Source organism: Aeromicrobium sp. PE09-221, assembly GCF_002174305.1.
Classification (GTDB): Bacteria; Actinomycetota; Actinomycetes; order Propionibacteriales; family Nocardioidaceae; genus Aeromicrobium.
Genome location: NZ_MIJB01000009.1, coordinates 130,719 through 154,109, shown reverse-complemented (window position 1 = coordinate 154,109; position 23,391 = coordinate 130,719). Strand labels below are relative to the sequence as shown.

Here is a 23,391-nt window from a genome sequence, read left to right as displayed (position 1 = left end):
CCCGGGCAACCGGTGGTCCGCGCCCTCACGGGTTCAGTGCGCGGCGTAGGCGATCGGGATGGCCACCGCCGCGAAGCGGGCCAGTCGACCGATGAAGACCGCGATGCTGAACAGAACGATGTTCTGCCGGGCGACGCCGGCCATCACCGCGACGATGAAGAGCGGTGGGATGCCGAAGATGGCCGCGACCAGGATGGTCAGGGGGCCGAGTCGCGGGTCGCCGAGCCAGGTGAGCAGCAGATCACCGGTCTGCCGGATCCACAGCCGGAGCCGCGATGTCGGCGGCGGGAGGCTGTCGCGGGCCCGGGCCTTGCCCACACCAAGCTTCTGCGAGCCGCCACGAGCGAGGATGAAGAGCACGATCTTTCCGGCCATGGTCCCGAACGCCATCGCGACCACCGCCAGCATCGTGGTGCTGGGCTGGGCCGCCGCGGCGACGACGCCGACATAGAGTTCGGAGTTGAAGATCGGGATGATCGAGGAGAGCACGCCGAAGCCGAGCGCGCTGAGGACGGTCAGCAGATCACTCACCCTCGGGCCTCCACGATGCTGAACGGCATCGCAGCGATCACGCCGCGGGCTGTCGTGCCGAGGCTAGCTGGGCGACACGGACCGCGCTGCCGATCTTGACCGCGATCTGTGCGATGACGATCGCGAGGGCCAGCCACAGATTGCCGATGACGACCGCGACGACGATGCCGACATTGTTGAGCGCCTTGGCCGGATGGGACCAGTTGTAGCGGAACACGTGCCGATCGACCTGGGCGAAGTAGTTGGGGCTCACCAGCGGCCACAGCAGGAAGGACAACGACAGAACATTGTCGATGACCATGAAGTTCAACAGGAAGATGGCGATCGGCACCGCCAGATGCGGCTGCTCCAGCACGAGTCCGGCGGCGAGCAACGCGGTGCACAGACGGTCGCTGCAGATGTCGAAGACGGCACCGGCACGCGTCTCCTGGTCGAGAATCCGGGCGAGCAGACCGTCGAGGCTGTCTCCGAGCCAGTAGGTCAGATAGCCGGCGATGAGCCACGGCACCCGGTCGTCAGCGCTCAGCGCCACCAGCGCCAGCGCGGTCGCCGCGACCGTGCGCACGATCGTGACGAGGTTCGGGACCGTCAGAAACGGGCCCGGACCGGGCAGGTGCGTACTCACGGTCAAACCCTACGATGCCGCGGAGGCCGACCGTGTACAGGTGCACCACTCACGGCTTGCGAGCCGTCACGAAGCGCGGGCGTTCAGCGAGATCGCGATGATCCTGGACATCGGACCAGCGTCCGGCGAACACCTGCGGCGCGGAGATGCCCTGGACATCGGCATGCTCGGCACCGACCACGCCCCCGGACTTCAGTAGCCGCCACGCGGTCCGCTCCAGCACGCGCATCGCGTCCAGCCCGTCGTCACCGGACCAGAGTGCCAGGGCCGGGTCGTGATCGCGGACCTCGGCGCTGACGCTCTCCCAAGCCTCGAGGGGGATATACGGCGGATTGGAGACGACGACGTCCACCTGACCCGTGAGCTCCTCGAAGGCATCGGCCATGTCCCCGTGACGGAGGTCGACGCCCGTCCCGTCGAGATTGCGCTGAGCCCAGCCGAAGGCCCGCTCGTCGAGTTCGACGGCGTGGACCCGGGACCGCGGCACCTCGTGTACCAGTGATAAGGCGATGGCACCCGAACCGGTACACAGGTCGACAACCACGGGATCCTCCATGGCCGAGGCCTGCTCGACGGCCCAGCCGGCCAGCAGCTCGGTCTCCGGCCGCGGCACGAAGACACCGGGACCGACCTCCAGCTCGACATAGCGGAAGGGCGCCGATCCGGTGAGGTGCTGCAGCGGCACCCGCCGGGCGCGGGCCTCCACGAGTTCGAGATAGGAGCGGCGCTGCACTTCGTCGAGACGGGCCGACACCAGCAGCAACGCTCGCGGGACCCCGGTCACATAGGACATGAGCAGCTCGGCATCGGTGCGCGGCGAGGCGACCCCGGCCTCCACCAGCTTCCGCTCGGCCCGCTCGAGCTCCGCCCGCGTACTCATCGTTCCCCCGCCTGTCCGCTCATGCGCGGTCCTCGAGGGAGGCGAGACGTTCGGCGAGGTCCGCCTCGACCAGCGAGGTGATGACGCCGTCGAGGGCGCCGTCCATGACCTGGTCGAGGTTGTAGGACTTATAGCCTGTGCGGTGATCGGAGATGCGGTTCTCGGGGAAGTTGTAGGTGCGCACCCGCTCGGAACGATCGACGGTGCGGACCTGGGACTTGCGGACATCGGCGGCCTCGGCGTCGGCGGCGGCCTGAGCGGCATCGAGCAGCCGCGACCGGAGCACCCGCAGCGCCTGCTCCTTGTTCTGCAGCTGGCTCTTCTCGTTCTGCATGCTCACGACGATGCCGGTGGGCACGTGGGTGATCCGCACCGCGGAGTCGGTCGTGTTGACGCTCTGTCCGCCGGGGCCGGAGCTGCGGAAGACATCGATGCGCAGATCGTTGTCGTTGATCTCGACGTCGATCTCCTCGGCCTCGGGAAGGACGAGCACGCCTGCGGCCGATGTGTGGATCCGTCCTTGGGACTCGGTGACCGGCACGCGCTGGACCCGGTGGACGCCGCCCTCGAACTTGAGCTTGGCGTACGGGGCCTCGCCCGGATCGGGCTGCCCCTTGGCCTTGACCGCCACGGTGACCGACTTGTAGCCACCGAGAGCGGACTCGGTGGCGTCGAGGATCTCGGTGCGCCAGCCCTGCTGCTCGGCGAACCGCGTGTACATACGCAGCAGGTCGCCAGCGAACAGGGCCGACTCCTCACCGCCCTCGCCGCCCTTGATCTCGACGATCACGTCCTTGCCGTCGGAGGGATCGCGTGGGACCAGCAGCTGCTGGAGACGCTCACCGAGCTGCGCGGCCTGACGGTCCAGATCCTCGACCTCGTCATCGAGCCCGAGCTCGCGGGCGGCACCGAGATCGGCAGTCGCCTCCTGCCAGGCGCGATAGGTGCGCACGATGGCGCCGAGTTCGGCGTAGCGCTGTCCGAGCCGTCTGGCGCGCGCGGGATCGCTGTGCACGGTGGGATCGGCCATCGCCGTCTCCAACTCGTGATGCTCGCGAACGAGCTGCTCGACCGCCTCGAACATATCGACTCCTCACCCGATGACCGACCATACAGACACCGGAACGCCGGCCCTGCCATGCAGGACCGGCGTTCGGACGGGCTTACTTCTTGCCGTAACGCTTCTCGAAGCGCGCGACGCGTCCACCGGTGTCGAGGATCTTCTGCTTGCCCGTGTAGAACGGGTGGCAGGCCGAGCAGACGTCGGCGCGGATATTGCCCTCGGTGGCGGTGCTGCGCGTGGTGAACGTGTTGCCGCAGGTGCAGGTGACCTGGGTCTCCACGTACTCGGGGTGGATGCCTTGCTTCATGATGAGTCCTCTCTGCAGGTCGCTGGGTCGAGCCGCGGCGCGCCTCGTGAACCAGAACCAGGGAACGATTCTGCCAGTCGCCCTCGGTTCAACCAAACCCGGGGCTCGGTTGTTCCCGCCCTCCCCCGTAGGTGCTGGCCAGTCAGAGGAGCTTCTCGATATCGGGGGCGATCGACTCCGGCTTGGTCTGCGGCGCGTAACGCTTGACGACCTCACCGTCGCGATTGACCAGGAACTTGGTGAAGTTCCATTTGATCGCGCCTCCGAGCACACCGGACTTCTCGCCCTTGAGCCATCCGTAGAGCGGATGGGCGTCCTCGCCGTTCACATCGACCTTGGCGAACATCGGGAACTGGACGCCGAAGCTGGACTCACAGAAGGTCGCGATCTCGTCCTCGCTCCCGGGCTCCTGGTGGCCGAACTGGTCGCACGGGAAGCCGAGCACGACGAAACCCCGGTCGCGATACGTCTCGTACAACTCTTCCAGACCCGCGTACTGGGGCGTGAAGCCGCACTGCGAGGCGGTGTTGACCACGAGCGCGACCTGACCGCGGTAGTCCGCGAGCTGGCGCTCGGCTCCGTCGATCCCCGTCGCGGTGAAGTCATAGGCAGTCGTCATGCGTCCAGGCTACGCCGTACCCGAGGGCAGCAAGGCGTCCAGGACTCGTTGAGTGTGACGTTTGGACGGCAGAATCGACGTTCTTGCCGTCCGAACGTCACACTCAACGAGTTAGCGACGATCAGGAATCGCCGTTGTTGACGCCTCCGGGCATCGTCTTGTTGATCTCCATGAGGAACTCGACGTTGTTGGAGGTCTTCTTCAGCTTGCCGAGCACGAGCTCAAGGCCCTGCTGGCCCTCCAGCCCGGAGAGCACACGACGCAGCTTCCAGATGATCGACAGCTCGTCGCGCGCCATCAGCAGCTCCTCGCGGCGCGTGCTCGAGGCGTCGACATCGATGGCCGGGAAGATGCGCTTGTCCGCGAACTCGCGACGCAGACGCAACTCCCAGTTACCCGTGCCCTTGAACTCCTCGAAGATGACCTCGTCCATGCGCGAGCCGGTCTCGATGAGCGCCGTGGCGAGGATCGTCAGCGAGCCGCCGTCCTCGATATTGCGTGCGGCACCGAAGAACTTCTTCGGCGGGTACAGCGCCGAGGAGTCGACACCACCGGACATGATGCGACCCGATGCCGGGGCGGCGAGGTTGTACGCACGACCCAGGCGGGTGATGCCGTCGAGCAGCACGACGACATCGTGACCGAGCTCGACGAGACGCTTGGCCCGCTCGATCGCCAGCTCGGCGACCGTCGTGTGGTCCCCCGCGGGACGATCGAAGGTCGAGGAGATGACCTCGCCCTTGACGGTGCGCTGGAAGTCGGTGACCTCCTCGGGACGCTCGTCCACGAGGACAATCATCAGGTGGCACTCGGGATTGTTCTCGGTGATGGCATTGGCGACCTGCTGCATCACCATCGTCTTGCCGGCCTTGGGCGGGGAGACGATGAGACCGCGCTGACCCTTGCCGATCGGCGAGACCAGGTCGATCACACGACCGGTCAGGCCTCCGGCCTCGCCCTCCAAGCGCAGGCGCTCTGAGGGGTACAGCGGCGTGAGCTTGGAGAACTCGACCCGGCGCTTGGCGTCGTCGACCTCGAGTCCATTGACCGAGTCGATCTTCACCATCGGGTTAAACTTCTCCTTGCGCTCGCCTTCACGGGGCTGGCGCACCTGACCCACGACGGCGTCGCCGCGTCGCAGACCGAGGCGACGCACGAGCGACATCGCGACGTAGACGTCGTTCTCGCTCGGCAGGTAACCAGTGGTGCGGACGAAGGCGTAGTTGTCGAGGATGTCCAGAATGCCCGCGGCCGGCACCAGGACATCGTCCTCGGTGTAGGTCGGCTCGGCCTCGAGACCACGACCTCCACGTCCGCGACCACGACGGTTACGGCGGCGTCCGCCATCGTCGTCGTTGCTGTTCCCGCGATTGCCGCGGTTGTCATTGCCCCGATTCCCGCGATTGCCCTGGTTGTCACCGCCGCGGTTGTCGTTGCCGCGATTGCCCTGGTTGTCGCCGCCGCGGTTGTCGTTCTTGCCCTGGCCGCCACGCGACTGATCGTTCTTCTGGCCACCCTTGTTCTGGTCGCCGGACTGATCGTTCTTGTCGTTCTTGTTCTGATCGCTCTTCTGATCGCCCTTGCCCTGGCCGCCCTTGGCGGGCGCATCCTTGGCCTGGTCCTTCGGCTGATCGTTCTTGGCCTGGTCGTTCTTGACCTGACCGCCCTTGCCTGCGGCATCGTCCTGCTCGCCTCCGCCCTCGGCGGCCGGCGCGGCGGCGCTCTGACGCGTCGCACGGCGCCGCGTAGGCTTCGTATCGGCTGGGGCCTCAGCGGCGGCCGGCGCCGCGGCGGTCGCATCGCTCGACTCGCTCGCCGCCTGGCTCTTGGCCGCCTGGGCCACGGGAGCCTCGGCCTTCGGCGCCTGGGCGGCGGGGGCTTCAGCCTTCGGCGCCTCGCCACGCGCTTCCTTGATGGCGTCGATGAGCTGGCCCTTGCGCATCTTGGTGCCGTCGATCCCCAGGCCTGCGGCGATCTCCTGCAGCTCGGCGAGCACCTTGCCGCCGAGGGAGCCGCCGGACTTGCGGGCCGTCTTCTTCGGCGCCGCGGTGGTCTCGGTGGTGCTGGTTTCAGTCACTCGGTTCAATCCTTCTGGACAGCCACGAGCCCACGGACCCACCCGGTGATCACACGCAGAGGTGGGAAGAATATTGACATGGGCCTGCCCGCATCTGACGGACATATGAAGTGGCATTGCGCCGGGGAGATCATCGTCTCGACTCCGACATTCACCACTGTAACACCCGATGCCCTCGATGTATTTCGCTCGGGGTGGTTTTTTCGTCGTGTCGAGTTCAAAGCAGCCGCGCGCCGCGGGAATCCACCCCGAGCTCAGCGGCCCACCAGCCCTCAGGGACCGCCTCGGCGATGCCATCGGCGAAGGCCAGCACAGTTGGCCCGGCACCGGAGATCACCGCGGGGATCCCCTCGACACGCAGCTGCCGCACCAGCTTGTAGGAGTCCGGCATCGCGGTCGCGCGGAATGATTGATGCAATCGATCCTCGGTCGCGGAGATAAGCCGCTCCGGTGCAGTGGTGAGGGCCGCGATCAGCAGCGCGGCACGACCGGCGTTGAACGCGGCGTCCCCGTGCGGCACGACGTCTGGGAGCAGGCCGCGGGCCTTCTCGGTGGACACCGCCTCACCGGGCACGAAGACGGTGACCGGGACGTCGACGTCCAGACGCACGCTCTCCGCGGCGGCCCCGTCGATCCACGCGATCGCCAGACCGCCGAGGAGTGCCGCGGCGACATTGTCGGGATGGCCCTCCAGGTCCGTCGCCAGCTGGAGCATGGTGCGCTCATCGAGTCGCTCTTCTCCCCCGACGACCAAGGCCCTCGCCAGGACGATCCCGGCGCTGATCGCCGCTGCCGAGGAACCGAGGCCCCGTCCGTGCGGGATCGCGTTCTCGCAGACGAGCCGCAGACCCTCCGGACGTTCCCCGAGGAGATCGAAGGCAGCGTCCATCGCCCGGACGATCAGGTGCGACTCGTCACGCGGGACATCGGCGGCGCCTTCGCCGTTCACCTGGATCTCCAGACCGCCGCCGGTGGCCTCGGCCGTCACCAGATCGCCCATCGTGAGCGCGAGGCCCAGGGCGTCGAAGCCCGGACCCAGGTTGGCGCTCGTTGCCGGCGCATGGACACGCACCGGCCCTCGGGCGATGCTCATCGCAGGCCCGCCACCTCGGCGGCGGCCTCGACCGTCGGTTCGATGACTTCGTCGACGATGGAGCCGATGCGCGAGAGAGGCGTGTCGATGTCCTTCAGTCCGTGACCGGTGACCGTCACAGCGATCACCTGTCCCGGGGACACTTTGCCGGCCTCCGCGGCGGCCAGGAGGCCGGCGACGCTCGCCGCCGAACCTGGCTCGACGAAGATGCCCTCCTCGGCCCCGAGCCGGCGCTGCGCATCGAGGATCTGATCGTCGGTGACCGCATCGATCAGGCCGCCGGACTCGTCGCGCGCGTTCTCCGCGAGCTGCCATGAAGCGGGATTGCCGATACGGATGGCCGTCGCGAGGGTCTCGGGCTCACGCACGATCTCACCGCGCACGATCGGTGCGGCACCGGCGGCCTGGAAACCCCACATCGCGGGACGACCGCTCGCGATGCCGGCATCGGCGTACTGCCGGTAGCCCATCCAGTAGGCGGAGATATTGCCGGCATTGCCGACCGGGAGGACGTGCACATCGGGAGCGCGACCGAGGACGTCGACGATCTCGAAGGCAGCGGTCTTCTGACCCTCCAGCCGCATCGGGTTGACCGAGTTGACCAGCGCCACCGGATAGTCCTTGGCGAGTCCGCGGCTGATGTTCAAGCACTCATCGAAGCCCCCGCGTACCTGGATGATCTCGCCGCCGTGCATGACCGCCTGGGCCATCTTCCCGGCGGAGATCTTGCCGTGCGGCACCAGCACGATCGGGGTGAGACCCGCGCGGGCCGCATAGGCGGTCATCGAGGCGGAGGTGTTACCCGTCGATGCACAGACGACGGCCTGAGCGCCTTCGCCCCTGGCGGCCGAGATGGCGACCGTCATGCCGCGGTCCTTGAAGGAGCCGGTCGGGTTGTCGCCCTCGACCTTGACGTAGACCTCGCCATCGACGAGTCCGGAGAGCCACGTCGAGCGGATGAGGGGCGTGCCGCCCTCCCCCAGGGTCACCTTCGGAGTCTCCTCGGCGAGCGGGAGCCAGTCCCGGTACTCGGCGATGACCCCGCGCCACGGCTGTGCCATCAGGCCACTCCTTCCACGCGCATGACCGAGGAGACGCCGCGCACCATGTCGAGCTCGCGTAGCCGGTCGATGGTCGCCGACAGGGCAGCGTCCTCGGCCTCATGGGTGACGACGACGAGCTGCGCGTCATCCCCGTGACCTTCCTGGCGCACGGTCTTGATCGAGACATCGTTCGCGGCGAATGCCTGGGCGACCGCAGAGAGCACGCCCGGACGGTCGTCGACATCGATCGCGACGTGATAGCGAGTGCGGGCACGTCCGATCGGCACGATCTCGTGCTGGGCGTGCACCGTCTCACCCGCCCCACGCACCCCGGCGAGCCGGTGGCGGGCGACGCTCACGACATCCCCGAGTACAGCGCTGGCGGTCGGAGCGCCGCCGGCTCCAGGACCGTAGAACATGAGCTGGCCGGCACCCTCGCTCTCGACGAAGACGGCATTGTAGGCACCGCGCACGCTCGCGAGCGGGTGCGAATCGGGGATCATCGCCGGGTGCACGCGGGCCGCGACCTCGCCGGAGGGGCCGAGCTCGCAGATCGCAAGGAGCTTGACGACCGAGCCGATCTCCGCGGCGGAGCGGACGTCGGCGGCGGTGACATCGGTGATGCCCTCGCGGTGCACGTCGGAGATCGTCACCCGCGTGTGGAAGGCGAGGCCGGCGAGGATGGCGGCCTTGGCCGCTGCATCGAAGCCCTCGACATCGGCGGTCGGATCGGCCTCGGCATAACCGAGACGCTGCGCCTCCTCGAGCGCATCATTGAAGCCCGCGCCGGTGGTGGACATCGCGTCCAGGATGAAGTTGGTGGTGCCGTTGACGATGCCGAGCACGCGCGTCACGCGGTCACCCGCAAGTGAGTCGCTCAACGGCCGCACGATCGGGATCGCCCCCGCGACGGCTGCCTCGTAGTAGAGATCACGCTCGGCCTTCTCGGCAGCCTCGTAGAGCGTGGCACCGTCCTCGGCGAGCAGGGCCTTGTTGGCGGTGACGACCGAGGCGCCGTTCTCCAGCGCCGCCAGGATGAGGCCCCGCGCGGGCTCGATGCCGCCGATCACCTCGATGACCACATCCAGGTCGCCGCGAGTGACCAGGCCCATCGCATCGGTGGTGAAGAGGTCATCGGGAACGTCGAGGTCACGGCGTCGGCCTTCGCGGCGGACCGCGATGCCCACGAGCTCGATCGGTGCGCCGACCCGCTGAGCGAGCTCGTCGGCATCACCGGTGAGGACCCGTGCGACCTCCGTGCCGACGACACCACAACCGAGCAGAGCGATGCGCAAGGGACGTCTGGGGTCAGGCGATATGGTCACCACCCCAGCCTATCGGCGCATCTCATCGCCCGGACGCCATGCCCCGAATATGGACGCCCGACTCGCACGAGTGGACCATTCGCTATGCCGCTGACGGTGATGTCACCTTCTGGGAGGCGGGCAAGGCCAGGCTCGCGATCATGAGAGCGACGAGGAACACGACGACGAAAGACATCGTGGGTCCCGTTGCAAGGAGCCAGCCGAACAGGCCACTGCACACTGCGAGCACCAGTGCATCCGCGACAGCATCGCTCGTCTGCATCGAGGCGCTGTTACGACCCTCCTCCCCCACTGCCGAGTGCTCCAGCAGCAGGACGCTTAGCGCCGGCATCGCAAGTCCCATACCCAGTCCGCCGAAGGCCCACCCGATCGCGAGGACGGAGACCGGGACCCCCGGGACGGGGATGAGGAGTGCCGAACAGAGCGCCAACGAGACACTCGTGGCACCGAGGCCGATGCGGCGGGCCGGTGCCAACCAGCGGTCCGATGCCCACGCGCCCGCGAACCAGAGCAAAGCCGTCGAGGTGAGGAACAGCCCGGCGTGGGTCGGGGCGAGGTCGCGCAAGCGCACCAAGGCCAGGGGCACCAAGACTCCGCGGCCACCAATCCCGCACCCATCAGACTGCGCGTCGCGATCACCGCAGGAAGTCCGCGAGCCGCCCGCAGGGTGCCCGCCGGCAAGAGCGGCACCGCCGCCACGAGAGCCAGGACGATCCCCGCCGTCACGAGCGCCCACCATCCCGGCACGTTCCCCTGGCCGCCGATCATCACGGCGAAGATCGCGACCGCTACCACCAGGGAGCGGGCGATCCGAGTCCGGGGTATCGCGACCGCCTCGTCACCGTGCGATGAGCGCAGAGCGGGCCGCAACAGCGCGAGCGCGCCGACGGCCACAGCCGGGACGCCCAGGAAGACCCATCGCCAACCGAGGTGCTGGGCGACCATCCCGGCGGCCAGGGGCCCGATGACGGCGGGGAGCACCCAGGCGCTCGTCAACACGACGAAGGCCCGCGGGCGGAGATGATCGGGGAAGGCGCGAGCGACCAGGACGTACAACGCCACCGAGACGAGTCCGGCACCGATCCCTTGGAAGGCGCGCCCCACCACGAACCACGCCATCGACCCGGCAACACCCGAGAGCACGAGGCCCGAGGCGAAGATAGACACCCCGGTGACCATCGGGTGGGCGTGTCCGTGCCGGTCGCACCACCAGGCGGCGCACGTCATCGCGGCGATCGCCGCCGCCGCAGGGGCGGCGAAGGCCACCGCATACCAGGACAGTCCGTCGAGTTCGGCGGCGACGACCGGGAGCGCAGTCGCCACCGCGAAGGTCTCGACGGCGACGAGGAATGCCACGCTGAAGAGTCCGACGACCTGAGGCAGATACCCGGTCGCCCGCCAGCGGGGGCGGGCCGTCGACGTCGTCATCGTGGTCCCTGGGTCCGCATGACACCGAGGGAACAACCTCAAGCGCTATTGAGGTCAAGGGCGAGCACGACCCCGATTCACGCCCGGTCCAAGCTTTGGCCGTACCCTAGCCGAGGTCGAGGGCGAGGAGATCGTTCTCGGTCTCACGGCGCAGCAGCAAACGCACCTCGCCCTCGCGGACCGCCACGACCGCTGGGCGCGGCACGTGGTTGTAGTTGCTCGCGAGCGAGCGGCAGTACGCCCCCGTCCCCGGTACGGCGAGCAGGTCTCCCGCCCCGACGTCCGCGGGCAGATATTCGTCCTTGACGACGATGTCGCCGCTCTCGCAGTGCTTGCCGACCACCCGGCTCAAGGCCGGTCCCGCATCGGAGTCGCGCGAGGCGAGCGTGCAGGAGTAGTCGGCGCTGTAGAGCGCGGGACGGATGTTATCGCTCATACCGCCGTCGACCGCCACATAGCGCCGAGAGCTGCCGCCATCGAGGGCGACCGTCTTGACGGTGCCGACCTCATACAGCGTGAACGTCGAGGGGCCGGCGATCGCGCGTCCAGGCTCGATCGACAGATGCGGTACATCGATATCGAGCGCGGCGCACTCCTCGTCGATGATCTTGAGCATCCCCCGCGCGAGATCGGCGGGCGGCAGCGGATCGTCCTGGGTCGTGTAGGCGATGCCGAAACCGCCGCCGAGGTCGAACTCCTCGCCCACGACCCCCAGCTCACGCGCGATCTCGGCGTGCAGCCTCAGGACGCGGCGTGCCGCGACCTCGAAGCCGTCGGTGACGAAGATCTGCGAGCCGATGTGCGAGTGCAGACCCAGGAAGTCGATCCCCGGGACCGCGAGCGCCCGCCGCACCGCCTCGAGGGCGTCCCCGCCGGCGATCGAGAAGCCGAACTTCTGATCCTCATGCGACGTGGAGATGTACTCATGTGTATGCGCCTCGACCCCCGCCGTCACCCGGACCATGACCCGTGCGGTGACGCCGAGCTCGGCCGTCAGCGCCGCCAACCTGTCGATCTCCTCGAAGGAGTCGATGATGATCCGCCCGACGCCCGCCTCGAGGGCGCGACGCAACTCGGCGGCCGACTTGTTGTTGCCGTGCAGGCCGATGCGCTCGGGCGGGAACTCGGCCCGCAGGGCGACCGCGAGCTCGCCGCCAGTGCAGACGTCCAGGGACAACCCCTCCTCGGCGATCCAACGGGCGGCCGCCACGCACAGGAAGGCCTTGCCCGCGTAGTAGACGTCCGCATCGGGGAAGGCATCGCGGAAGGCCCGAGCTCGTGAGCGGAAGTCGTCCTCGTCGAGGACGTAGAGGGGCGTGCCGAACTCTCGCGCCAGCTCGTCGACGCCGAGTCCCGCGACGGTCAGGACACCGTCCACCTTGCTGACATTCTCCGACCACAGCGGCGTCACCAGCCCGTTGACGTCATCTGGATGACGCAACCAGGCGGGGCCGCGGTCGCCCGCCTGGCCGTGCAGGGCGCCTGCCTCGTGTGCGCGCATCACGTCACATCCTCTCCGGGGCGCCGACCCCGAGCAGAGCGAGACCGTTCGCGAAGACCTGGCGCGTGGCCGCCACGAGCACCAGCCGGGCCCGGTGCACGTCGCCTGGCTCCTCGTCGCCTTGCGGGAGCACCCGACACACGTCGTAGAAGCGGTGGAAGGTCCCTGCGGTGTCCTCCAGATAGCGAGCGACCCGGTGCGGCTCGCGCAGTTCGGCCGCCTGCGCGACGAGACGCGGGAACTCCGCGAGCGAACGCAGCAGGTCGCCCTCGCGATCGGTCGACACCAGCGACGGGTCGAAGGACTCGAGGTCGGGTGTGAGACCGAGGTCGGCGGCGTTGCGCAGGATCGAGGACAGCCGCGCGTGGGCATACTGGACGTAGTACACGGGGTTGTCATTGCTCTTGCGTGTCATCTCCGCGACATCGAGCGTCAAGGGCGAGTCCGCCGGATACCGGATGAGCGTGTACCGCAGCGCATCGACACCGATGAGGTCGATGAGCTCGCGCAGCGTGACGATGGTGCCGGCGCGCTTGCTCAGCTTCAGCTCGCGCCCGTCCTGCAGGATCTTGACCAGCTGGCCGATGAGGATCTGGATCTGCTCGCCGGGGGTGTCTCCCACGCAAGCGGCCATCGCCTGCAACCGACCGACGTAACCGTGATGGTCGGCGCCGAGCAGGTAGATGCAAGGGTCGAAACCACGGTCACGTTTGTCGACGTAGTAGGCGGTGTCGGAGGCGAAATACGTCAGCTCACCGTTGGAACGGAGCAGGACGCGATCCTTGTCGTCGCCGAAGTCGGTGGTGCGCATCCAGGTGGCACCATCGGACTCGAACAGACGGCCTTCCTCGCGCAGCCGATCGAGTCCCCGCTCGACCGCGTCGGACTCGTGCAGCGACCGCTCGGAGAACCAGACATCGACGTGCGTGTGGAACTCCTCCAGCTCGCTGCGCTGCTCGGCCAGCTGCATCGCATAGCCTTCCTCGCGGAAGGCGAGGAGCTGCTCGTCCTCGGGGAGGTCGAGGATGCCCGGATGCGCGGCGACGACCTTCTGCGCCAAGTCGGCGACATAGTCACCGTGGTAGCCGTCCTCCGGCGGCTCCTGGCCGTTCGCGCGGGCCTTCAGCGAGGCGCCGAACTTGTCCATCTGATTGCCGCGGTCATTGATGTAGAACTCATTGGTCACCTCATTACCGGCGGCGCGCAGCACGCGCGAGAGCGCGTCACCGACCGCGGCCCAACGTGTGTGTCCGAGGTGCAGCGGGCCTGTCGGGTTGGCGCTGATGAACTCCAAGTTGACGCGGTCCCCCGTCGCCGGCGCGTGCCCATAGGACTCCCCCGCCTCGAGCACTTGCCGGGCGATCTCACCCTGCGCGGCGGCCGCGACCCGCACGTTCAGGAAGCCGGGACCCGCGACCTCGACCCCCGCGATTCCCTCCGCTGCGCCGAGACGGGCAGCGATCAGCTCAGCGATCTCGCGGGGCGGGCGGCCGGCCTGCTTGGTGAGCTGCATCGCGACATTGGTCGCGTAGTCACCGTGCTCCTTGACCTTGGGTCGCTCGACGCGGACAGCATCCGGCACCCCGGCGCTGAGCGCCAGGGAGCCGTCGTCGACCAGGGACTGCAATGCGGCGACGATCGCCGCGGAAAGCTGCTCGGGAGTCACCGCCCCAGCCTACCGACGGGTCAGCCGCGACCCGCCTGTCGGTCGGCGATCACGCGCTCGATCGTGGAGATGAGCGCATCGGGTTCGAAAGGCTTGGTGACATAGGCATCGACACCTGCCCGGTCGGCGGCCGTCACGTCGTAGTGCTGACCCTGCGTCGTGACCATGACGATGGCCAGCCGCTCCCATCGCGGGTCGGCGCGGATGTGCTGCACCGCGGCGAGGCCGTCCATGCGGGGCATCATCATGTCCATCGTGACGGCATCCGGCGGCGGATCGGTCACGGCGAGCATCTCCAGCGAGTCCAGACCGTCGAAGGCCTCGACCACGTCGTGACCGGCCAGTTCCAGATTGGTCCGGATGAGGAACCTGATCGACGGCGTGTCATCGACGACGAGAACGGTGGCCACCGGCCCACCGTAACGGAGGTGGCATGCGATAGGCTCGCATTCGCACGGCCCCCGTAGCTCAGGGGATAGAGCACCGCCCTCCGGAGGCGGGAGCGCAGGTTCGAATCCTGCCGGGGGCGCCGTCGCGAGAGGCCTCTGACCAGCCCTGACGCTGGGCGGGGGCCTCTCGCATTCCCGACACTCCTCCGGCTCGGCACGTTCGCCCCATCCCCGGCCGAGGCCGGCGACCAGCCGATCCACGCGGAACGCGCGACCATGGTGCCGTAGGTCACACTCGCTCGCGGCGGATCATCGCTGCCGCGGGCCGGAGCCGATGAAGAGGTGCGAACGCATGTCCGTTGAGCTGTCGTACGCCGCTGGTCCCACCGACATTCCCTTGCTCGAGGAGACCATCGGCGCCGCCTTCGAGCGCATCGCCGCTCGCCACGCCTGCCACGAGGCGCTGGTCGACATCGCGAGCGGCCGCCGATGGACGTGGAGCGAGCTGAACGCGGCCGTCGATGCGCTCGCCCGGGGCCTCCTCGCGGCGGGGGTGGAGAAGGGCGATCGGGTGGGGATCTGGGCCCCCAACTGCCCCGAATGGACGATGACGCAGTTCGCGACCGCCAAGATCGGGGCGATCCTCGTCACCGTCAATCCTGCCTATCGGACCCACGAGTTCGCCTATGCCGTCAATCAATCCGGCATGCGGCTCCTCGTGAGCGCGGAACGGTTCAAGACGAGCGACTATCGGGCCATGGTCGAGGAGACCTGGGCCGGCTGCCCGACGCTCGAGCGCGTGGTCTACCTCGGCACCGAGGACTGGGCCGCGCTCATCGACGAAGGGCGCGCACTGCCCTCCTCGGCAGTCGCCGCACGGATGTCCACGCTGGTCTCCACCGATCCGATCAACATCCAGTACACGAGCGGCACGACAGGCTTCCCCAAAGGCGCGACCCTGAGCCATCGCAATATCCTCAACAACGGCTACTTCGTCACCGACACGATCGACTTCACCGAACGGGACCGGCTGTGCATACCGGTGCCCTTCTACCACTGCTTCGGCATGGTGATGGGCAATCTGGGATGCGTGACCCACGGTTCGACGATGGTCATCCCGGCACCGGGGTTCGATCCCGCGATCACCCTGCAGGCCATCGAGGACGAGCGCTGCACGGGTGTGTACGGCGTACCCACGATGTTCATCGCGATGCTCGGTCATCCAGACTTCGCCTCCTTCGATCTCTCGAGCCTGCGCACCGGGATCATGGCCGGTGCGCCCTGCCCGGTCGAGGTGATGAAGCGGTGCATCACCGAGATGCACATGGATGAGGTGTCGATCGCCTACGGCATGACCGAGACCTCCCCGGTATCGACGCAGACCCGGGGCGATGACGATCTCGAGCGGCGCACCGCCACCATCGGACGGGTGGGGCCGCATCTGGAGGTCAAGATCGTAGACCCGCTGACCGGGGAGACTCTGCCTCGCGGGGAGGCCGGCGAGTTCTGCACCCGCGGGTACTCGGTGATGCTGGGGTACTGGGACGACGAGGCGAAGACAGCCGAGTCCATCGACGACGAAGGCTGGATGCACACGGGCGATCTGGCGCGGATGCGCGACGACGGCTACTGCGTCATCGTCGGCCGCATCAAGGACATGGTGATCCGCGGAGGTGAGAACATCTACCCCCGCGAGATCGAAGAGTTCCTCTACGGGCACCCCGATATCGAGGATGTCCAGGTCGTCGGCGTTCCCGACGAGCGGCTCGGCGAGGAACTGTGCGCGTGGATCCGCATGCGGGAGGGAACGAGTCCGCTCGACGAGAGATCGGTCCGCGCGTACGCCGAGGGCAAGCTGGCGCACTACAAGATCCCGCGCTACGTCAAGATCGTGGACGACTTCCCGATGACCGTCACGGGCAAGATCCGCAAGGCTGAGATGCGCGAGCTCTCGGCACGCGAGTACGGGCTCTCCTGAAAGCAGCGGACCCATCGGCGCGTCTGCATCTCCTCAGCGCGCACGGCAGACTGCGGGGATGAGGCTGCTGCTGATGTCCGACACCCATGTGCCGACGCGGGCACGCGATCTGCCCGACCGGCTCTGGGACGAGGTGGACGTCGCGGATGTGGTGTTCCACGCCGGAGACTGGATGGCTCTCGGGCTCTTCGAGCGACTCGAGGAGAGATCGACCCGCCTCATCGCCTGCTGGGGCAACAACGACGGAGACGACCTACGGACGCGCATGCCCGAGCGGGCCGATGCCGTCCTCGACGGCCTCCGCTTCACGGTGGTGCACGAGACCGGGGCATCGAAGGGACGTGAGGCACGCATGGTCGCGGCCTATCCCGATACCGACGTGCTGGTCTTCGGGCACAGTCACATCCCGTGGGACACCGTCGCGGACAACGGCCTGCGTCTCCTCAACCCCGGCTCCCCCACGGACCGCCGCCGCCAGCCGCACTGCACCTACATGACCGCCGCGATCATCGACGGCGAGCTGCGCGACGTCGAGCTCCATCGACTCTAGGGCTTTCGACTTGTGCACCGGCGCGAGGTGGCTAGCGTCGATATCAGACGTCCAACTCATCTGGGAGGCACCATGCCCACACGCCACGCACGCACCGCCTGGGACGGCGGATTCGAAGACGGGTCCGGACAGGTCGAGCTCACCGATTCCGGTCTCGGCACGTTCGAGATGTCCTTCCCGAAGCGCTCGTCCGAGGACGGCGCCGGAGCCACCAATCCCGAGGAGCTCATCGCCGCGGCGCACTCCTCCTGCTACACGATGCAGCTCACCGCACTGCTCGGCCAGCGGGGAGCGACGCCGATCAGCATCGAGACCTCGGCGGCCGTCACGCTGGGCCCGGACCCCGAGGGCGGTTTCAAGATCAGCCGTATCGATCTCACGGTCCGCGGCGAGGTCGAGGGCATCGACGGGGACGGCTTCGCCGAGGCGGCCGAAGCGGCCAAAGCGGGCTGCCCGGTCAGCAAGGCCCTCGGCGGTGTCGACACCATCACCCTGGACGCGGTCCTCGAGACCGCGTGACACATCCCACTCGTGGCTCCGTGGGCCGCGAGGAGGAGACGAGTACGATGCTCAGGGCCCATCCGTGGGCCCTGAGTTCTCGTTTCTAAGGAGAGGGCATGTCGGTCACCGACGTGGACCTGAGCGCGTTCGACACCCCCGGCAAGGGGCGCGGCCTGCTCGATGTGTTCCGCCGTCGCTATCTGCTGCGACTGCTGGTACGCAAGGGCACCGCCACGCGCTACCGCAACTCCGTCCTCGGCTGGACGTGGTCGTATGTCAAGCCCGGCGTGCAGTTCTTCGTCTACTTCTTCATCATCGGCATCGTCCTCAACGCGCATCGCGATGTCCAGTACTTCCCGGTGTATCTCTTCTCCGGCCTGATCCTCGTGAACTTCTTCAACGAGGCCTTCGGCAACGCCACGACGGCGATCGTGGAGAATCGTGCGCTCGTCCGCAAGATCTACCTCCCCCGCGAGCTATTTCCCGTGTCGGCGATCATCGTCGCCTTGATCCACTTCCTGCCGCAGGCGGCGATCCTGCTGGTGATCGTGGTGATCCTGGGCTGGGTGCCCACCCTCACGTCAGTCGCGATCGCTTTCGCCGGGCTCGCGTTGATGGCGACCTTCGCGCTCGGCCTCGGGATGATGTTCGGTGCCGTCAACGTGCGCTTCCGCGATGCTCAGAACTTCGTCGAGATCATCCGCATGGTGGCGATCTGGTCAACCCCCACGATCTACACCTGGGGCTTGATGCGCGATGTGCTGCCTGAGTGGGCCTTCAACATCTACTTCTCCAATCCGCTGGCGATCGGCGTCGAGATGTACCACGAAGCGTTCTGGGCCCCGATCATCGACGGGACCGCCGCCTGGCCGCCCCATGCCCTCTGGAATATCGTCGCCGCGAGCACGCTCGCGCTGGTCACCGTCGTGGTCGGTCAGCTGATGTTCCGTCACTTCGAGCGCACTTTCGCCCAGGACCTGTGAGGCCGATGTCCGACCCCGCCCTGCCCAGCATCATCGTCGACGATGTCACCAAGCACTTCCTGAAGCGCAGGACCCACTCTCTGAAGGAGGCCTTCGTGACGTGGGCCAAGCGCAAGCCGGTTCGTGCCGATCGCTTCATCGCCCTCGACGGCGTGAGCTTCTCCGTCCCGGAGGGTGAGGCCGTCGCCGTGCTCGGCCTCAACGGCTCCGGTAAGTCGACGACGCTCAAGCTCATCTCCGGTGTCCTCGAACCGGACGAGGGCCATGTCTACACCCGCGGCCGGGTCGCCGGGCTCATCGAGGTCGGCGCGGGCTTCCACCCGGATCTCTCCGGTCGCGAGAATGTCTACCTCAATGCCGCGATCCTCGGCATGAACCGCCAACAGATCGAGGAACGCTTCGACGACATCGTCGAGTTCTCCGAGATCGGCGACCACATCGACCAGGAGGTCAAGCACTACTCCTCGGGCATGTTCATGCGTCTCGCGTTCTCCGTCGCGATCCACGTTGATCTGGACATCCTGCTCGTGGACGAGGTCCTCTCGGTCGGTGATGCCCCCTTCCGGGCCAAGTGCGAGAAGAAGATCGCCGAGCTCACAGCAGAAGGCGTCACGATGCTCGTGGTGAGCCACAGCCTCGGCATGGTGCAGAAGCTCTGCACTCGCGGCATCGTCCTGCACCAGGGCAAGAAGGTCTTCGACGGCCCCATCAGCGAGGCCGTCGCACGGATCAAGTGACGGCTCGTCGCGGGGCACCTACCGCTCGCCGACCCGCCCCCCGGCCCTGCCTGCGAACCGTTGGTCTTCCGCGCTAGAGTTGTCGGGACTTCACCCACTCCTCAGCACACTCCGGAAGAGGCGATTCAGGCCGTGGCCGAGTCCTCCACCACAACGTCCCATTCCGACGCCCAGTCCCCCGACTTCGGAGCCAATGAGTGGCTCGTCGAGGAGATGTACGAACGGTTCGCCAGCGATCCGTCGTCGGTCGACTCCCAATGGGCGGACTTCTTCCGCCAAGGCAACTACACCGGTGGGCAGAACGGTGCCTCGTCGAACGGCGCGTCGGCCAAGCCCGACTCCGTGGCCGAGAAGGCCGCCGCCTCCCCGGCACCCACCAGGCAGCCCGCCGACAAGACGGCCAGCGGCGAGCGCGCCCAGACGCGCGTCCCCGATAAGGACACCGCCGCGACGCCCCCGGCCGCCAAGAGCACGGAGCCGAAGGCGACCCCCGCCAAGAAGAGCGGCACGCCCAAGGCCGCGCCCGCTGCCGCCCAGCAACCCCAGGGTCCCGGCGAGGTGGAGAAGGTCGTGCTGAAGGGCGCAGCCGCCCGCACCGCCACCAATATGGACCAGAGTCTCTCGGTTCCCACCGCCACCAGCGTGCGCTCGGTCCCGGTCAAGCTGCTGTTCGACAACCGCATCGTCATCAACAATCACCTGGCCCGGGCTCGCGGCGGCAAGGTGTCGTTCACGCACCTCATCGGCTTCGCGGTCGTGCAGGCGATGAAGGCGATGCCGGAGATGAACACCGGCTTCGAGCACAATGAGAAGGGCAAGCCCGTCCAGCTCAAGCCAGAGCACATCAACTTCGGCCTGGCCATCGACCTTCCCAAGCCCGACGGCACGCGCCAACTGCTCGTGCCGAGCATCAAGGCCGCCGAGACCATGGACTTCGCGCAGTTCTGGTCCGCCTACGAGACGATGGTCAAGAAGGCCCGCGACGGCAAGCTCGAGGTCTCGGACTTCCAGGGCACCACCGTCAGTCTCACCAATCCCGGCGGCATCGGCACGAATCACTCCGTGCCGCGCCTCATGGCAGGACAGGGCGCGATCATCGGCGTCGGATCGATGGAGTATCCGCCGGAGTTCCAGGGCGCGTCGGAGCACACCATCGCTCAGATGGCGATCTCCAAGATGATGACCCTCACCTCCACCTACGATCACCGCGTCATCCAGGGGGCACAGTCCGGTGAGTTCCTCAAGCGTGTGCACCAGCTGCTGCTCGGTGCCGACGGCTTCTACGACGACGTCTTCCGGTCACTGCGCATCCCCTATGAGCCGATCCGCTGGGCGCAGGACATCGCGGTCAGCCACGACGACCAGCTTCAGCGTCAGTCGCGCGTGCTCGAGCTCATCCACGCCTTCCGGGTCCGTGGCCACCTGATCGCCGATACCAATCCCATCGAGTACAAGATGCGCACGCATCCCGATCTCGACACCGCCACGCACGGTCTGACCCTCTGGGACCTGGATCGCGAGTTCGCCACCGGATCCTTCGGCAAGGCCTCCGGCAAGCCGCTCATGAAGCTGCGCGAGATCCTCGGCATCCTGCGCGACTCCTATGTCCGCACCATCGGCGTGGAGTACATGCACATCCAGGACCCGGGTGAGCGCGAGTGGTTCCAGGACCGCTTGGAGCGTCCGCACGTCAAGCCCCCGCGCAGCGAGCAGTTGCGGATCCTGCAGAAGCTCAACCAGGCCGAGGCCTTCGAGACCTTCCTGCAGACCAAGTTCGTGGGTCAGAAGCGCTTCAGCCTCGAGGGCGGCGAGACCACCATCCCCGTGCTCGACGAGATCGCCTCCGGCGCGGCCGCCGACGGCCTCTCCGAGGTCTGCATCGGCATGGCCCACCGCGGCCGCCTGAACGTGCTGGTCAACATCGCCGGCAAGGATCCAGGTCAGGTCTTCCGCGAGTTCGAGGGCAATATCGACCCCCGCACCGTGCAGGGCTCCGGTGATGTCAAGTACCACCTCGGCGTCGAAGGCGAGTTCACCTCGTCCAAGGGCGACAAGGTCAAAGTCTCCGTCGCCTCGAACCCCTCGCACTTGGAGGTCGTCGACCCGGTCCTCGAGGGCATCACCCGCGCCAAGCAGGATCGCCTCAACCGCGGAGAGGAGTTCCCGGTGCTTCCGGTCCTCGTCCACGGTGACGCCGCCTTCGCCGGACAGGGCGTGGTGGCCGAGACCCTCAACCTCTCGCAGCTGCGCGGCTACCGTACCGGTGGCACGATCCACCTGATCGTCAACAACCAGGTCGGCTTCACCACCAGCCCGTCGTCATCGCGGTCCTCGACATACTCGACCGATGTCGCACGTATGATCCAGGCGCCGGTCTTCCACGTCAACGGTGATGATCCCGAGGCCTGTATCCGCGTGGCGCAACTCGCCTACGAGTACCGCCAGACCTTCCACAAGGACGTCGTCATCGACCTGGTGTGCTATCGCCGCCGTGGTCACAACGAGGGTGACGATCCCAGCTTCACCCAGCCGCTGATGTACGACACGATCGAGAACAAGAAGTCGGTGCGCAAGCTCTACACCGAGGCATTGGTCGGTCGTGGCGACATCACCATCGAAGAGGCCGAGGAGGCCCTGGCGGACTACCAGAAGCGTCTGGAGTCCAATTTCGCCAAGGTCAAGGAAGGTGCCGAGATCCCCGACTACACGCGGATCCCGGAGTACCCCGCCAAGCCCTTCGAGAGCGGCTACGTCACCGCGGTCTCTCCCGATGTCCTCAAGGCGGTCGCGGATGCCTACACCACCGCCCCGGAGGGCTTCACGGTCCATCCGAAGGTCATGCCGCAGCTGCAGCGCCGGGCCCAGTCGATCACGGCCGGTCCCATCGACTGGGGCACCGGCGAGATCATCGCGATGGGCTCGCTGCTCCTCGAGGGCCGCCCGGTGCGGCTGGCCGGACAGGACTCGCGTCGCGGCACCTTCTCGTCGCGGTTCGCGGTCATCATCGACCGACACAATGCCGCCGAGTGGACGCCGCTGTCGCACGTCGGCGAGGACCAGGGCACGTTCTACATCTACGACTCCCTGCTGAGCGAGTACGCCGCCCTCGGCTTCGAGTACGGCTACTCGGTGGCCCGCCCCGAGGCGCTGGTCATGTGGGAGGCGCAGTTCGGCGACTTCGTCAACGGGGCCCAGTCGGTGATCGACGAGTACATCTCTTCCGGCGAGACCAAGTGGGGCCAGAAGTCCGGCGTCGTGCTGTTGCTGCCGCACGGCTACGAGGGACAGGGTCCCGATCACTCCTCCGGTCGTATCGAGCGCTTCCTGCAGCTCGCCGCGAACGACGAGATGCGCATCGCCCAGCCATCCACCCCGGCGTCGTACTTCCACCTGCTGCGCAAGCAGGCACTGGAGGCCAACCATCGCCCGCTCATCGTCTTCACGCCCAAGCAGCTGCTGCGGCGCAAGGCGGCCACGAGCATGCCCGATGACTTCACCCGCGGTGAGTTCCGTCCGGTGATCGGCGATGACGGTGCCGAGGCCTCGGCTGTCGAGCGCGTGATCCTCACCTCGGGCCGTGTCGCCTACGACCTGCTCGATGAGCGCAAGAAGCGCGAGGATTCACGCACGGCGATCGTCCGCGTGGAGCAACTGTACCCGCGGCCCGAGGAGGAGATCCTCGCCGAGATCGCGAAGTACCCGAACGCCACCGAGGTGCGCTGGGTGCAGGATGAGCCGGAGAACCAGGGGCCGTGGCCGTACTACGCGCTGCACCTGCGCGACCTGCTCGGTCTGCCCTTCACGGTGGTCTCGCGTCCGGAGTCCAGCACTACGGCAGTCGGCTCGCACGCGGTCCACGTGACCGAGGCGCGCGATCTGATGGACCGGGCCTTCGCCTGAGCCTCGGGTAGCAGGCGTGTACTTCACCGATCGCGGCATCGAGGAGCTCGCGTCACGCCGGGGGGACGAAGAGGTCTCCCTGGCGTGGCTCGCCGAGCAGTTCTCGGCCTTCGTCGACCTCAACCCGGAGTTCGAGGTGCCCGTCGAGCGTCTGGCCACCTGGCTGGCACGGCTCGACGACGAGGACGAGTAGCC

Annotated in this window: 22 protein-coding genes and 1 tRNA gene; 8 read left to right on the top strand and 15 right to left on the bottom strand. The window is 67.4% G+C overall.

Annotated features, from left to right (window positions below; genetic code table 11):
• Positions 1–33 precede the first annotated feature (33 nt).
• The 15 genes from BHE97_RS05280 to BHE97_RS05210 all read right to left on the bottom strand — a co-directional run bounded on the left by BHE97_RS05280 (position 34) and on the right by BHE97_RS05210 (position 14,568).
• Complete coding sequence (locus BHE97_RS05280) at positions 34–531, bottom strand: hypothetical protein (protein ID WP_087622970.1); 498 nt, start codon at positions 529–531, stop codon at positions 34–36.
• Positions 532–568: 37 nt separating this feature from the next.
• Positions 569–1,156 (bottom strand): CDP-alcohol phosphatidyltransferase family protein, encoded by a 588-nt coding sequence (locus BHE97_RS05275; protein WP_201791318.1) that lies wholly within the window; start codon positions 1,154–1,156, stop codon positions 569–571.
• Between the two features lie 49 nt (positions 1,157–1,205).
• Positions 1,206–2,036, bottom strand: a complete 831-nt coding sequence (prmC, locus tag BHE97_RS05270) for a peptide chain release factor N(5)-glutamine methyltransferase (protein WP_087622969.1) — start codon at positions 2,034–2,036, stop codon at positions 1,206–1,208.
• 19 nt (positions 2,037–2,055) lie between these two features.
• Complete coding sequence (prfA, locus tag BHE97_RS05265) at positions 2,056–3,120, bottom strand: peptide chain release factor 1 (protein ID WP_087622968.1); 1,065 nt, start codon at positions 3,118–3,120, stop codon at positions 2,056–2,058.
• A 79-nt stretch (positions 3,121–3,199) separates the two neighbouring features.
• A complete protein-coding gene (gene rpmE, locus BHE97_RS05260; protein WP_087622967.1) occupies positions 3,200–3,406 on the bottom strand; it encodes a 50S ribosomal protein L31 in 207 nt (68 codons plus the stop codon).
• A 142-nt stretch (positions 3,407–3,548) separates the two neighbouring features.
• On the bottom strand, positions 3,549–4,025 hold the full coding sequence (locus tag BHE97_RS05255; RefSeq protein WP_087622966.1) for a glutathione peroxidase: 477 nt from the start codon (positions 4,023–4,025) through the stop codon (positions 3,549–3,551).
• Positions 4,026–4,146: 121 nt separating this feature from the next.
• Positions 4,147–6,102, bottom strand: coding sequence for a transcription termination factor Rho (gene rho / locus BHE97_RS05250; protein WP_236757533.1), 1,956 nt, complete (start codon positions 6,100–6,102; stop codon positions 4,147–4,149).
• Positions 6,103–6,319: 217 nt separating this feature from the next.
• Positions 6,320–7,195 carry a homoserine kinase gene (gene thrB / locus BHE97_RS05245; RefSeq protein ID WP_087622964.1) on the bottom strand — a complete coding sequence of 292 codons (876 nt, stop codon included), beginning with the start codon at positions 7,193–7,195 and terminating at the stop codon, positions 6,320–6,322.
• Positions 7,192–8,256, bottom strand: a complete 1,065-nt coding sequence (thrC, locus tag BHE97_RS05240; RefSeq protein WP_087622963.1) for a threonine synthase — start codon at positions 8,254–8,256, stop codon at positions 7,192–7,194. The genes thrB and thrC overlap by 4 nt, the downstream gene beginning before the upstream one ends.
• Positions 8,256–9,563 (bottom strand): homoserine dehydrogenase, encoded by a 1,308-nt coding sequence (locus BHE97_RS05235; RefSeq protein WP_201791317.1) that lies wholly within the window; start codon positions 9,561–9,563, stop codon positions 8,256–8,258. The genes thrC and BHE97_RS05235 overlap by 1 nt, the downstream gene beginning before the upstream one ends.
• Positions 9,564–9,645: 82 nt before the next feature.
• Complete coding sequence (locus BHE97_RS05230; protein WP_087622962.1) at positions 9,646–9,894, bottom strand: hypothetical protein; 249 nt, start codon at positions 9,892–9,894, stop codon at positions 9,646–9,648.
• Positions 9,882–10,991, bottom strand: a complete 1,110-nt coding sequence (locus BHE97_RS05225; protein ID WP_087622961.1) for an MFS transporter — start codon at positions 10,989–10,991, stop codon at positions 9,882–9,884. The genes BHE97_RS05230 and BHE97_RS05225 overlap by 13 nt, the downstream gene beginning before the upstream one ends.
• A 106-nt stretch (positions 10,992–11,097) precedes the next feature.
• Complete coding sequence (lysA, locus tag BHE97_RS05220) at positions 11,098–12,492, bottom strand: diaminopimelate decarboxylase (protein ID WP_087623096.1); 1,395 nt, start codon at positions 12,490–12,492, stop codon at positions 11,098–11,100.
• Between the two features lie 4 nt (positions 12,493–12,496).
• The gene (gene argS / locus BHE97_RS05215) at positions 12,497–14,158 is read right to left on the bottom strand and encodes an arginine--tRNA ligase (RefSeq protein WP_087622960.1); all 1,662 of its coding nucleotides are present in this window, start codon (positions 14,156–14,158) and stop codon (positions 12,497–12,499) included.
• Between the two features lie 20 nt (positions 14,159–14,178).
• A complete protein-coding gene (locus BHE97_RS05210; protein WP_087622959.1) occupies positions 14,179–14,568 on the bottom strand; it encodes a response regulator in 390 nt (129 codons plus the stop codon).
• A 47-nt stretch (positions 14,569–14,615) separates the two neighbouring features.
• Here BHE97_RS05210 and BHE97_RS05205 point away from each other — a divergent pair.
• From BHE97_RS05205 to BHE97_RS20050, 8 genes are all read left to right on the top strand, one after another.
• Positions 14,616–14,687: transfer RNA gene (locus BHE97_RS05205), tRNA-Arg, on the top strand.
• A gap of 212 nt (positions 14,688–14,899) precedes the next feature.
• Positions 14,900–16,525, top strand: a complete 1,626-nt coding sequence (locus tag BHE97_RS05200; RefSeq protein ID WP_087622958.1) for an AMP-binding protein — start codon at positions 14,900–14,902, stop codon at positions 16,523–16,525.
• Positions 16,526–16,583: 58 nt separating this feature from the next.
• Entirely contained in the window at positions 16,584–17,075 is a 492-nt protein-coding gene (locus tag BHE97_RS05195) for a metallophosphoesterase (protein ID WP_087622957.1), read from the top strand.
• Positions 17,076–17,147: 72 nt separating this feature from the next.
• Positions 17,148–17,594, top strand: a complete 447-nt coding sequence (locus BHE97_RS05190; RefSeq protein ID WP_087622956.1) for an OsmC family peroxiredoxin — start codon at positions 17,148–17,150, stop codon at positions 17,592–17,594.
• 98 nt (positions 17,595–17,692) lie between these two features.
• Positions 17,693–18,559, top strand: coding sequence for an ABC transporter permease (locus tag BHE97_RS05185; protein ID WP_087622955.1), 867 nt, complete (start codon positions 17,693–17,695; stop codon positions 18,557–18,559).
• Between the two features lie 5 nt (positions 18,560–18,564).
• Positions 18,565–19,296, top strand: coding sequence for an ABC transporter ATP-binding protein (locus BHE97_RS05180; RefSeq protein WP_087622954.1), 732 nt, complete (start codon positions 18,565–18,567; stop codon positions 19,294–19,296).
• A gap of 132 nt (positions 19,297–19,428) precedes the next feature.
• Positions 19,429–23,196, top strand: a complete 3,768-nt coding sequence (locus BHE97_RS05175; RefSeq protein ID WP_087622953.1) for a multifunctional oxoglutarate decarboxylase/oxoglutarate dehydrogenase thiamine pyrophosphate-binding subunit/dihydrolipoyllysine-residue succinyltransferase subunit — start codon at positions 19,429–19,431, stop codon at positions 23,194–23,196.
• A gap of 16 nt (positions 23,197–23,212) precedes the next feature.
• Complete coding sequence (locus BHE97_RS20050; protein ID WP_087622952.1) at positions 23,213–23,389, top strand: DUF6104 family protein; 177 nt, start codon at positions 23,213–23,215, stop codon at positions 23,387–23,389.
• Positions 23,390–23,391: the final 2 nt, after the last annotated feature.